This is a genomic window from Nocardia asteroides, assembly GCA_019930625.1.
Classification (GTDB): Bacteria; Actinomycetota; Actinomycetes; order Mycobacteriales; family Mycobacteriaceae; genus Nocardia; species Nocardia sputi.
Genome location: CP082844.1, coordinates 3796731 through 3808851, shown reverse-complemented (window position 1 = coordinate 3808851; position 12121 = coordinate 3796731). Strand labels below are relative to the sequence as shown.

Below are 12121 nucleotides of genomic sequence, written 5' to 3'. Positions count from 1 at the left end.
CGGCGGATTCACCGGACCGCGATTCCGCGGAACGCGAGCATTCGGACGGCACGCAAGCCGGTGCGGACGCTCGGAAGCCCGCCGCACCGGGCGGTCCGGCAGGCAGCGCCGACGCCGCGGACTCGAACGCGCAGGCCGCCGCCTCCGAAGCAGCGGAGCAGACGGCGGATTCGGCCGCTGAAGCCGACGAGCCGGACAACGCGCCCGCACATCAATATTCGCCCGCGATCATCGCCACCGCCGTCGCGCTTCCCGTCGTGCTGGTCGTCGCGGTGCTCGTGGCCGCCGTGCTCGCGAGCCGCGCGCCGGTCGAGCGGGAACCACTGGTGCTCGGCCCTGTCCCTGCCCCTGCGGCGGAGGGTCCGGCCTGCGCCGCCCTGCTGCCCGCGCTGCCCGCGGACCTGGGTGAGTTCACCAAATCGACCCTGGTCGAGCCCGCTCCGCCCGCCACCCGCGCGTGGCAGCGCGCCGAAGGCGGGGACCCCATCGTCCTGCGCTGCGGTTTGGATCGACCGCTGGAATTCAACCGCGCCTCACCGTTGCAGGTCGTGAACGGCGTGCAGTGGTTCGAGGTCCGCGACCAGACCGCCGAGGTGAGCACCTGGTTCGCCGTCGACCGCGGGACCTACATCGCCCTCACCGTCCCCGACGGCTCCGGTCCGACGCCGCTGCAAGAAGTCTCCGACATGGTCACCGCCACCATCCCGGCCCAGCCGATCGATCCGGGACCGCTGCCCAACTGACGCGCGGCTCGGTGATCGGCGTTGTCGTCATCGCAGCCCGGCGGACGCCTGCCAGACAGCCGATCGCTTCACTCCGTGCCCCCGGACCGGATTCGCGACGCGGTGAACCACTGCTGCACGATCTGTGCCGCAGACCGGCACGGTCGGTCACGTAGGCGATCGTGTGGTGCCGAACTATCCAGGACGCGGACGAAGGTAACCCGGTGGCCCGGGCATCAATTTCGACGTGCGATCCATCAGGGTCACCCGGCTCGGCGGCCTACGGATCGGTGCACAGCAATTATTCAGCAAACACAACCCGCGCCGATTGCGCGGTACCGCTCAGCGCAGGCCGGTGCCGCGGGCGAGCGCGGTTTCGATGAGTGTGGAGATCAGTGCGGCGAAGTCGACACCAGTGGCCTCCCACATGCGCGGGTACATGGAGATGGCGGTGAAGCCCGGCATCGTGTTGATCTCGTTGATCACCGGGCCCTGGTCGGTGACGAAGAAATCGACCCGCGCCAGGCCCTGGCAGTCGAGAGCTCGGAAGGCACGCACGGCCAGTTCCCGGATCTGCTCGGACACCTCGTCGTCCAGCTTGGCGGGAACGTCGAACTCGCAGACGTCGTCGAGGTACTTGGTATCGAAGTCGTAGAACGCGGGAGGTTCGGCGGTGACGCCGGTCTCCGGCATCCGGATCTCGGCGACCACGCTCGCCGCGACCCGCCCGTCCGGATGCTCGAGCACCCCGCATTCCACTTCGCGTCCGACGATGCTCGCTTCCACGATCACCTTCGGGTCGTGCGCGCGCGCCGCGGCGATGGCCGCGTCCAGCTCGTTCCAGTCGGTCACCCTGGTGATGCCGATCGATGATCCGCCGCGGGCCGGCTTGACGAACACCGGCAGGCCAAGGCGCAGCCGGTCCTCCTCGGCGACCGTCGCCGTGCCGGGCCGCAGCACCACCTGGGTGCCGATCGGCAGTCCCTCCGCCGCGAGCAGTTTCTTGGTGAATTCCTTGTCCATGCCCGCCGCGCTGGCCAGCACCCCCGGTCCGACATACGGGATCCCGGCCAGCTCCAGCATTCCTTGCAAGGTGCCGTCCTCACCGAACGGTCCGTGCAGGATCGGGAAGACCACGTCGACCGAGCCGAGAGCGGCGCTCGGATCGTCGAGCGCGATCAGCGCCCCCGAGCGGCTCGGGTCGGCGACCAGGGTCAGCGCCGTGCCGGTGGCATCCACCGACGGCAGCGCGCGATCGTGGATGCCGAGCGCGGCCACGTCCGCACCGCCGAGCACCCAGCGGCCCTCCGCGGTGATGCCGATCGGCACGACCTCGTACTTCTCCGGATCCAGGTGGCGCAGCACACTACCGGCCGATACGCAGGACACGGCGTGCTCGTTACTGCGCCCGCCGAAGACCACAGCTACCCTGATCCGGTTCGTCATGACCCGAACCGTACCCGTTTCGACCCGCGCACCCACCGCTGACCGTCCGGGACACCGCGGTCTCCGCTCAGGGCGTGCGCAGCCGGATCACTCCGGCTTCATCCGCCGTCCGAGCAGGTTGCCGACGGCTTCGCGCACGGAAAGTCCTTCGTGGCAGACCTGGTGCACCGAGGTGGTCAGCGGCATCTCGACGCCGTGCCGCTCGGCCAGCGCGCGCACCGATGTGCAGGACTTCACACCCTCGGCGACCTGTCCATGAGTGGCCGATTGGGCGGCTTCCATGGATCCGCCCGCGCCGAGCACATGGCCGAAGGACCGGTTGCGCGACAGCGGCGAGGTGCAGGTGGCGACCAGATCCCCGACTCCCGCGAGCCCGGCCAGCGTGACCGGCTCCGCACCGAGGGCCACCCCGAGCCGGATGATCTCGGCCAGACCGCGGGTGATCAGGCTGGCGATCGAATTATCACCCAGGCCCATGCCCGAGGCGATGCCGCAGGCGAGCGCGATGACGTTCTTGCACGCCCCGCCGATCTCGCAGCCGACCACATCGGTATTGGTGTAGGGCCGGAAGTATCCGGTCGCGCTGGCGTGCTGCACCGCGACCGCCCGGTCGTTGTCCGAGCAGGCGATCACGGTCGCGGCGGGCTGTTCCACCGCGATCTCCCGCGCCAGGTTCGGCCCGGACAGCACCGCGACCCGGCTCTGGTCGGCCCCGGTGACCTCCTCGATGACCTGACTCATGCGCAGCAGCGTCCCGGTCTCGATCCCCTTCGCCAGGCTCAGCAGCGTGGCATCGGCCGGGATCATCCCCTTCCACTCCGCGAGGTTGGTGCGCAGCGACTGCGACGGCACCGCCAGCACGACGATGTCGGCTCCCGCCAGCGCCACCGCGGGGTCGTGGGTCGCCGCGATCGGCGGCAGCGGAATATCCGACAGGTAATCGGGATTGCGATGTTCGGAGGCCAGCGTCGCGGCGACCTCGGGCCGCCGGGCCCAGATCGTGACCTCGGTTCCCGCGTCCGCCAACACCTTCGCGAACGCGGTGCCCCACGATCCTGCGCCCAGCACTGCCGCCCTCGTCATCAGCCCAATATGCCATGGAAGGATTGCTCGCATGCGCCCGCACGCCGTGCATGCCGTGATCGCGGTCAAGAGCCTCGATCGGGCCAAGAGCCGACTGGCCGACCGGCTGCGCCCGGAGCCCCGGGCGCGGCTGGTGCTGGCCATGCTCGCCGACACCGTGACCGCCACCGCGGCGGTAGGCGATGTCGTATCCGTGACCGTGGTCACGCCCGACCCCGCGGTCGCCGATCTGGCTCGCACGCTCGGCGCCGACGTCCATCCGGAACCACGCGGGCCGCACTCGGGCGGGCTGAACACCGCGCTGGCCGCCACCGCCGCCGCGTTGCGCGATGCGCACGGGCCGATCGATCTGCTCGCACTGCAGGCCGACCTGCCCGCGTTGCGGCCGGAAGAACTGTCGGACATGCTCGCCGCCGCTCCCCGAGGCCTGCGCTCGATCGTGGTCGACCACGAGGGCAGCGGCACCGCTGCGCTGGTGGTGCGCGATCCCCTCGCCGCACTCGACCCCCGCTTCGGCCCCGGGTCCGCCCGCAGCCACATCGGGGCAGGCGCGGTGGATCTCACCGGGGACTGGCCGGGACTGCGCCTGGACGTCGACACCGCCGACGATCTGGACCGCGCGGTGGCCCTGGGGGCCGGCAACGCGACTCGTGCTGTCCTGCACGACATCGGCTGGCCGGGCGGCGTTCACGAACACGTTCCACACGTGTGCTAGACGATCGCCATGGTGGCGTGAGACACAGACCGATCACGCTCACGGGATGCACATGAGCTGTCCGGTAAGGGATGATCGTTGGCGTGAGCGATACGGAAATCGTCAAGCAGCAGCCGTTGCTTCCCACGCCACCCCCGGCGGCGACACCCTTGTCCGCCGACTCGGTGGGGCCACGGTTGCCACGTGATCGCTACCTCAATCGTGAATTGAGCTGGCTGGACTTCAACGCCCGCGTACTCGCGCTCGCCGAGGACGCGTCGCTTCCGTTGCTGGAGCGGGCGAAGTTCCTGGCGATCTTCGCGTCGAATCTCGACGAGTTCTACATGGTGCGGGTCGCGGGATTGAAGCGCCGCGCCGAGACCGGTCTGCTGGTGCGCTCGGCCGACGGCCGCTCCCCCGGCGAGCAACTGGAGCTGATCGCCGCGCGCGCACAGGAGATAGCGGTGCGTCATGCCCGCGTCTTCCTCGACAGCGTGCTGCCCGCGCTGACCGCCGAGGGCATCGCGATCATCGACTGGAGCGATCTGGACGACGACGAACGCAGGCGTCTTTCCGGTTACTTCCAGGATCAGGTGTTCCCGGTCCTCACCCCGCTCGCGGTGGACCCGGCGCACCCATTCCCCTACATCAGCGGGCTGAGCCTCAACCTCGCGGTGACGGTGAAGGAACCCGCCACGGGCGGCGAGCACTTCGCCCGCGTCAAGGTGCCCGACAACGTCGACCGGTTCGTCCGCGTGCGCCGCACCGACTCCGGCTCACCCATCGCCGCTTTCCTGCCGATGGAAGCGCTCATCGCCGCGCACCTGGATCTGCTGTTCCCCGGTATGGACGTGGTCGAGCACCACTCGTTCCGGATCACCCGCAACGCGGACTTCGAGGTCGACGAAGATCGCGACGAGGATCTGCTGCAGGCGCTGGAGCGCGAGCTGGCCCGACGCCGGTTCGGTTCGCCGGTGCGCCTGGAGGTGTCCGACGACATGACCGAGCACATGCTCGATCTGCTCCTGCGGGAGCTGGATGTCGACCCCGGCGACGTGATCCAGGTGCCCGGCCTGCTCGACCTGTCCTGCCTCTGGCAGGTATACGGCGTGGACCGGCCGAATCTGAAGGACACTCCGTACGTCCCCGCCACGCCGCCCGCGTTCGGCGAGCGCGAGACGCCACGCAACGTCTTCGCCGCCCTGCGCGAGGGCGACGTGCTCGTGCACCACCCGTACGACTCGTTCTCCACCAGCGTGCAGCGGTTCATCGAACAGGCCGCCGCCGACCCGCAGGTGCTCGCCATCAAGCAGACGCTCTACCGCACCTCCGGCGACTCCCCGATCGTCAACGCGCTCATCGACGCCGCAGAGGCGGGCAAGCAGGTGGTCGCCCTGGTCGAGATCAAGGCGCGGTTCGACGAGCAGGCCAACATCAAATGGGCCCGCGCGCTGGAACAGGCCGGTGTGCACGTGGTGTACGGCCTCATCGGACTGAAGACCCACTGCAAGACCTGCCTGGTGGTGCGGCGCGAGGGCGCGACCATCCGCCGCTACTGCCACATCGGGACCGGCAACTACAACCCGAAGACCGCACGGCTCTACGAGGACGTCGGATTGCTCACCGCCGCACCCGAAATCGGCGCCGACCTGACCGACCTGTTCAATTCGCTGACCGGTTACTCGCGGAAAGAGAACTACCGCAATCTGCTCGTCGCCCCGCACGGCGTGCGCTCCGGCATCATCGAGCGCATCCAGCGCGAGACCGAGCTCGCGGCGCAGGGTGCGGACGCCCGAATCCGGCTGAAGGCCAATGCGATCGTCGACGAGGAGATCATCGACGCGCTGTACCGGGCCTCGCAGGCGGGCGTACCGGTGCAGATCGTGGTGCGCGGCATCTGCGGGCTGCGTCCCGGTGTGCCCGAGATGAGCGAGAACATTCAAGTCCGCTCCATCCTCGGCCGGTTCCTGGAGCACTCCCGTGTCATGCACTTCCAGGCGCAGGACGAGTACTGGATCGGCAGCGCCGACATGATGCACCGCAACCTGGATCGCCGGGTGGAGGTGATGGCGCAGGTGAAGGATCCGCGATTGACCGAGCAACTCGGTGAGGTGTTCGACTCCGCGCTGTCGCCGGCCACGCGCTGCTGGGTGCTGCAACCCGACGGCACCTGGCAGGCGTCACCGGGCTCCTCCGGGGACGGGGACAAGATCAGAGATCATCAGGAGTTCTTGATGCGGCTGCGCAGGCCCGAGCAGCAGTGAACGCCACAACGGGGTTCGAACAGGGGGGGAGCCCGTTCTGGGATCCCCGCGTCACCGCCAACATCCACGCGGCGGGTGCGTTGCTGTGGCGGGAGTCGGCTGCGGGTGCGATCGAGATCGCGCTCGTCCACCGCCCCAAGTACCAGGATTGGTCCCTGCCCAAGGGCAAGCTCGACCCGGGTGAGACACCGGTGCTGGCCGCGGTCCGCGAGGTCCGCGAAGAGACCGGCCTGGAGTGCAGACTGGGCCGCTATCTCGGCTACGTGACCTACCCGATTCCAGGCCATCGCAAGCTGAAGCGGGTCGACTACTGGGCCGCCGAAGTGGCGGGCGGGGAGTTCACCGCCAATTCCGAGGTGGACGTGCTCAGCTGGCACCCGCTGGACCGGGTGATGGAGCAACTGTCGTATCCGATGGACCGGCAAGTGGTGCGCGCCTTCACCCGGCTGCCCGCACGCACCGACACCCTTCTGCTGGTCCGGCATGCCCGAGCCGGCCGCAGGGACCGCTTCAACGGTCCCGACGAGCAGCGTCCGCTCGACCGCGAAGGCGAGACGCAGGCACGTGCGCTGGCGCCGAATCTCTTGGCGTTCGGCGCATCCGAGGTGTACTCGGCCCCTCCGCTGCGCTGCGTGCAGACCATGGCGCCGCTGGCGGAGAAGCTCGGCCGCGAAATCGGCATGGAGCCATTGTTTTCCGAGACCGGGTACGCCGAGCACCCGGACGAGGCCCGGGAACGTCTTCGAGCCCTGGTAACGGACAATGCCGTTCGCGTCGTCTGCAGTCAGGGCAAGGTGATCCCGGATCTGCTGGGATGGCTGGCCGAACGCGACGGAATCGCGCTGCCGTCGGCGCGCAATCGCAAGGGCAGTGTGTGGGTACTGTCGTTCGTCGGCCAGCGCTTGGTGGCCGCCGACCATCTGGATCGAACGCTGTCAGCCTACGTGGCGCAGTCCTGATACGCGCGAAGCTCGCCCGTCACCGCGCGCGTCGACGGTCGCCGCGCGCTCGAGGATGACCCGGGTGAGCCGCGACCGTGAGGTCTCGGTGGGTGGACAGCCGAAAACGGCCCCGGGTGTCTCCCGGGGCCGTCTCGACGTTGAGGCGAAGGGGCCCGGTCGTGGGGCCGCGCATTCAGCGCCGATCCGGCGGTGGCTCGAGATCAGCGGGCTCGACGAGCCGGGGCCTTCTTGGCCGCGGTCTTCTTCGCAGGTGCTTTCTTGGCGGCGGTGGTCTTCTTGGCCGCCGTGGCCTTGGTGGCCGCCTTCTTGGCCGGAGCCTTCTTCTCGACCGCGGTCTTCTTCGCGGGCGTCTTCTTCGCAGCGGTCTTGGTAGCGGTCGTCTTGCGCGCGGTGGTCTTGGCCGGGGCCTTGGCGGCGGCCTTGCGGGCTGTCGTCTTGGCAGGCGCCTTGGTCGGCGTCGATTTCTTGGCGGCGGTCTTCTTCGCCGCCGTCTTCTTCGCCGCCGCCTTCTTGGCGGCCACCGGCGCATTCACCCCGCGCTTGACGGCGGGCCCGGTCGCGGCCAGTTTCTGCTTGCCCGCGATCACCGCCTTGAACTGAGCGCCGGGGCGGAACGCGGGCACCGAAGTGGGCTTGACCTTCACCGTTTCGCCGGTACGCGGGTTCCTCGCGACGCGAGCCGCCCGCTTACGCTGTTCGAACACACCGAAACCGGTGATTGTGACGCTCTGACCCTTGTGCACCGCGCGCACGATGGTGTCGACCACATGCTCGACTGCCGCGGTGGCCGTGCGCCTGTCCGTACCCAACTTTTCGGTCAGAACGTCGATCAGTTCCGCCTTGTTCATTGAATCCTCCGCAGACTAATGGCCCGTCGTCGGACCGACTAGGTACCACGGTAAACCCACTTTGGGCAAGAGTCTATGTGCCACGCCAAAATTCATGTGGTTTAGCACACGTCCAGCTACCACAACTCCGGCTGTCCAGCTAACTGACGAGGGTGATTACGTCTGCGAAATATGTGCTGGAAGGGTAGTGGGTTTCCATGTTGGCCTTGCCTTTTCGAACCGGGAGATCGCGTCCTCCCGGCGCAGGGTCAGCCCGATGTCATCCAATCCCTCCAGCAGACGCCACCTGGTGTAGTCATCAATATCGAACGGCAACACGACGGTTCCGGCCGTCACCGTGCGCGCCTCGAGGTCCACAACCAATTCCAAGCCGGGCTGTTCCTCGAGCAACTTCCAGAGCATTTCGACATCGTTCTGTGACATCTGAGCGGCCACCAGCCCGCCCTTGCCTGCATTGCCGCGGAAGATGTCGGCGAACCGGGATGAGATGACCACCCGAAAGCCGTAGTCCGACAGCGCCCAAACAGCGTGTTCACGAGAGGACCCGGTACCGAAATCCGGTCCCGCCACCAGAACACTACCCCTGTTGTATGGTGACGTGTTCAGAATGAAGTCCGGATCGGCCCGCCATGCGGCGAACAACCCGTCTTCGAATCCGGTACGAGTCACCCGCTTGAGGTAGACGGCCGGGATGATCTGATCGGTATCGACATTGGAGCGGCGCAGCGGCACCCCGATGCCCTTGTGCACGGTGAAGGCTTCCATTACGAATCTCCTGGGTTTGAATGAGTGAATCGGGGGCGGTCAGTCCAGATCCGCAGGCGACGACAGTCTTCCGCGGACCGCCGTCGCGGCCGCTACGAGGGGAGAAACGAGGTGCGTACGGCCGCCTTTGCCCTGCCTGCCCTCGAAGTTACGGTTCGAGGTCGACGCGCAACGCTGGCCCGGCTCGAGCTGGTCCGGATTCATTCCCAGGCACATTGAGCAGCCCGCCTGCCGCCATTCGGCGCCCGCCGCGGTGAAAATCTCGCCCAGTCCTTCTTTTTCCGCCTGTGCGCGAACCCGCATCGACCCCGGTACAACCAACATTCGCACGCCGTCGGCGACATGACGTCCCTTCAAAATCCCGGCCACCGCACGCAAATCCTCAATGCGTCCGTTGGTGCACGAACCGACGAATACGGTGTCGATCGGTACTTGCCGAAGCGGAGTACCCGGCTCCAAGTCCATGTAACGCAGAGCTTTCTCCGCGGACTCGCGGGCCGCCTCGTCGGCGATGGCGGCGGGGTCGGGCACGGCCTCGCCCAGCGGGGCGCCCTGGCCGGGGTTGGTGCCCCAGGTGACGAACGGGGTCAGCTCGGCGGCGTCGATGTGCACCTCGGCGTCGAAAGCGGCGCCCTCGTCGGTCTTCAGCGCCTCCCAGGCGGCCACCGCGGCGTCCCAGTCGGCTCCCTGCGGCGCGTGCGGCCGTCCTTTGAGGAATTCGTAGGTCGTTTCGTCCGGCGCGATCATGCCGGCCCGTGCGCCCGCCTCGATGGACATGTTGCAGATCGTCATTCGGGCCTCCATCGACATGGCCCGGATGGCCTCCCCCCGGTACTCCAGGACGTAACCCTGGCCGCCGCCGGTGCCGATCTTCGCGATGACGGCCAGGATCAGGTCCTTACTGGTCACGCCGTCGGGCAAGGCGCCGTCCACCGTGATCGCCATCGTCTTGAACGGGCGCAGCGAGAGCGTCTGGGTGGCAAGCACATGCTCGACCTCGGAGGTGCCGATGCCCATCGCCAGCGCGCCGAACGCGCCGTGGGTCGAGGTGTGGCTGTCGCCGCACACCACGGTCATGCCCGGCTGGGTCAGGCCCAGCTGCGGCCCGACCACGTGCACGATGCCCTGATCCAGGTCCCCCATCGGGTGCAGCCGCACACCGAATTCCGCGCAATTGCGCCGCAGCGTGTCGACTTGGGTGCGCGAAATCGGGTCGGCGATCGGCTTGTCGATATCGATCGTCGGGACATTGTGGTCCTCGGTCGCGATCGTGAGATCCGGCCGTCGCACCGGCCTGCCCGCGGCGCGCAGCCCGTCGAAGGCCTGCGGACTGGTCACCTCGTGGACGAGGTGCAGGTCGATATAGATCAGGTCAGGTTCGCGCGAGGCGCCCTCGCCCTCCCCGCGAGCGACCACATGCTGATCCCATACCTTCTCGGCCAGCGTGCGCGGTTGGGCCATTGTCGATCACCTTTCGGACGAAGCAGCCGTTCCGCGATCCGGACTGGCGATGCGGCGACGGTTGCACGAGTTGGGCTGGCTGTGCCTGGTCCGAACACTGACGGCGAGAATCCGCGAAGGTGGGATTCTAAGCACTCGATTCTCAGCATTCGAGACGCTAGTATCGTTCTATGAGACAGCATAGCGGCATCGGCGTCCTCGACAAAGCAGTGGCGGTCCTCTACGCCGTAGCCGAGCATCCGTCGGGTCTCAACGAGCTGTGCGCCCGCACCGGGCTGCCCCGCGCCACCGCGCACCGACTCGCCGTCGGCCTGGAAGTGCATCGCCTGCTCGCTCGCGACGGCAACGGCACGTGGCGGCCGGGTCCGGCCCTCGCCGAGCTCGCGACCAGCGCCGATGACCCGCTGCTCGAGGCCGCCTCGGCCATCCTCCCCCGGTTGCGCGAGATCACCGGCGAAAGCGTGCAGCTCTACTGCCGCGACGGGAACGCGCGCGTCTGCGTCGCGGCGCTTGAACCCCCCGTCGGGCTGCGGGACACCGTGCCGATCGGGGCGCGGCTGCCGCTCACCGCGGGCTCGGCGGCCAAAGTACTGGTGGCGTGGGCCGACCCGGAGCTGCAGCGCACCATCCTGGCCGACGCGGTGTTCGGCGAGCGCGCGCTGGCGGAGGTGCGCAAGCGCGGGTGGGCGCAGAGCGCGGCGGAGCGCGCGGCGGGCGTGGCCAGCGTTTCCGCTCCGGTGCGCGACGCCGGAGGCACCGTGGTCGCGGCCGTTTCGGTGTCGGGACCGATCGACCGAATGGGCCGCAGGCCGGGCGCCCGGTGGGCGGCGGATCTGGTCGCGGCCGCCGAGGCCCTGCACAAGCGCCTGTAACGCGTTTCAATTCGGACTCTCTACAGTTGGCCCATGGGAGTCAACCAACGGGCACAGATCGTGATGTCCGACACCGAGATCACCGAGTTCTTGCAGCGCAGCCGGATCGCGACGCTGGCGACCATCGGCCCGAAGGGCACGCCGCACCTGACCGCGATGTGGTACGCGCTCATCGACGGCGAGATCTGGTTCGAGACCAAGGCCAAATCGCAGAAGGCGGTGAATCTGCGCCGCGATCCTCGGATCACCTGCATGGTGGAGGCGGGCCAGACCTACGACCAGCTCAGGGGCGTATCGATCGAGGGCCGCGGCGAGATCGTCGAGGACGCCGAGAAACTCTTCGCGGTCGGCGTGAGCGTCTGGGAGCGCTACACCGGCCCCTACAACGAGGAGGTGCGGCCGATGGTGGAGGCCATGCTGCACAAACGGGTCGCCGTCCGTGTGGTGCCCGAGCGCACGCGCAGCTGGGATCACCGCAAGCTCGGCCTGCCCGCCATGCCGCTCGGCGGCACCACCGCGCAGTCGCTGGACTGACCGGAGCGCGCTCGGCCCGCGCGACGCGCACGAAATCGAACTGACACAACCACCTCCCACGGGCTAGCGTCAGGGGGTTCGACAAGAATCGGCCGGGCATCGCAGCCCGCGCTGCGCGGCCGCGACGACGAGGAGCAGCGATGGCGGATTCGGGTAAGTCCAATGGCGCCGACGAGGTGAAGCGCAAGTTCCGGGAAGCACTGGAGCGCAAGAACCAGCAGAACGCCCGCGCGGTCGACCACCTCGACGGACGGTCCAAGGCCTCCGGTGCTCACACCGCGGTCGGCCACAAGCGGGAATTCCGGCGTAAGAGCGGCTAGTCCGCGCAGACGGCGAAGGCCCTCCGGCAAGACCGCTGGAGGGCCTTATCTTTGCGCCCGCGCGTGCGGCCCGCCGCAGGCAGTCGGGCCATTCGGCCCGGTAACTCCTTCCGGCGAGACTTACGAGCTCTGATTGTGGGTGCGGCGAGC

At 68.3% G+C, this 12121-nt stretch carries 12 protein-coding genes; 7 read left to right on the top strand and 5 right to left on the bottom strand.

From position 1 onward, the window contains the following. Positions 1-227: 227 nt before the first annotated feature. Positions 228-743: a DUF3515 domain-containing protein gene (locus K8O92_17435; protein UAK35753.1), complete on the top strand. Its 516-nt coding sequence runs from the start codon at positions 228-230 to the stop codon at positions 741-743. 321 nt (positions 744-1064) lie between these two features. Here the strand turns inward: K8O92_17435 and K8O92_17430 are convergent, their stop codons facing one another. Further along, positions 1065-2168, bottom strand: a complete 1104-nt coding sequence (locus K8O92_17430) for a D-alanine--D-alanine ligase (protein UAK29797.1) — start codon at positions 2166-2168, stop codon at positions 1065-1067. Between the two features lie 87 nt (positions 2169-2255). Beyond that, positions 2256-3251, bottom strand: a complete 996-nt coding sequence (locus tag K8O92_17425) for an NAD(P)-dependent glycerol-3-phosphate dehydrogenase (protein ID UAK29796.1) — start codon at positions 3249-3251, stop codon at positions 2256-2258. 31 nt (positions 3252-3282) lie between these two features. Between K8O92_17425 and cofC the strand changes: the two genes are divergently transcribed. From cofC to K8O92_17410, 3 genes are all read left to right on the top strand, one after another. Next, the gene (cofC, locus tag K8O92_17420; GenBank protein ID UAK29795.1) at positions 3283-3966 is read left to right on the top strand and encodes a 2-phospho-L-lactate guanylyltransferase; all 684 of its coding nucleotides are present in this window, start codon (positions 3283-3285) and stop codon (positions 3964-3966) included. A 71-nt stretch (positions 3967-4037) separates the two neighbouring features. Continuing rightward, the gene (locus tag K8O92_17415) at positions 4038-6209 is read left to right on the top strand and encodes an RNA degradosome polyphosphate kinase (protein ID UAK29794.1); all 2172 of its coding nucleotides are present in this window, start codon (positions 4038-4040) and stop codon (positions 6207-6209) included. Then, a complete protein-coding gene (locus tag K8O92_17410) occupies positions 6206-7168 on the top strand; it encodes an NUDIX hydrolase (GenBank protein ID UAK29793.1) in 963 nt (320 codons plus the stop codon). Before K8O92_17415 ends, K8O92_17410 begins: the two co-directional genes overlap by 4 nt. 203 nt (positions 7169-7371) lie before the next feature. Here K8O92_17410 and K8O92_17405 read toward each other — a convergent pair whose 3' ends face one another. From K8O92_17405 to leuC, 3 genes are all read right to left on the bottom strand, one after another. Beyond that, the gene (locus tag K8O92_17405) at positions 7372-8019 is read right to left on the bottom strand and encodes an HU family DNA-binding protein (protein ID UAK29792.1); all 648 of its coding nucleotides are present in this window, start codon (positions 8017-8019) and stop codon (positions 7372-7374) included. Between the two features lie 156 nt (positions 8020-8175). Next, positions 8176-8784, bottom strand: coding sequence for a 3-isopropylmalate dehydratase small subunit (gene leuD / locus K8O92_17400; protein ID UAK29791.1), 609 nt, complete (start codon positions 8782-8784; stop codon positions 8176-8178). A 39-nt stretch (positions 8785-8823) separates the two neighbouring features. Further along, positions 8824-10245, bottom strand: a complete 1422-nt coding sequence (gene leuC, locus K8O92_17395; protein UAK29790.1) for a 3-isopropylmalate dehydratase large subunit — start codon at positions 10243-10245, stop codon at positions 8824-8826. 170 nt (positions 10246-10415) lie between these two features. Between leuC and K8O92_17390 the strand changes: the two genes are divergently transcribed. The 3 genes from K8O92_17390 (at position 10416) to K8O92_17380 (ending at position 11971) form a co-directional block, all read left to right on the top strand. After that, a complete protein-coding gene (locus K8O92_17390; GenBank protein UAK29789.1) occupies positions 10416-11117 on the top strand; it encodes an IclR family transcriptional regulator in 702 nt (233 codons plus the stop codon). Between the two features lie 33 nt (positions 11118-11150). Continuing rightward, positions 11151-11651 carry a PPOX class F420-dependent oxidoreductase gene (locus K8O92_17385; GenBank protein ID UAK29788.1) on the top strand — a complete coding sequence of 167 codons (501 nt, stop codon included), beginning with the start codon at positions 11151-11153 and terminating at the stop codon, positions 11649-11651. Between the two features lie 140 nt (positions 11652-11791). Next, positions 11792-11971, top strand: a complete 180-nt coding sequence (locus tag K8O92_17380) for a DUF5302 domain-containing protein (GenBank protein UAK29787.1) — start codon at positions 11792-11794, stop codon at positions 11969-11971. Positions 11972-12121: the final 150 nt, after the last annotated feature.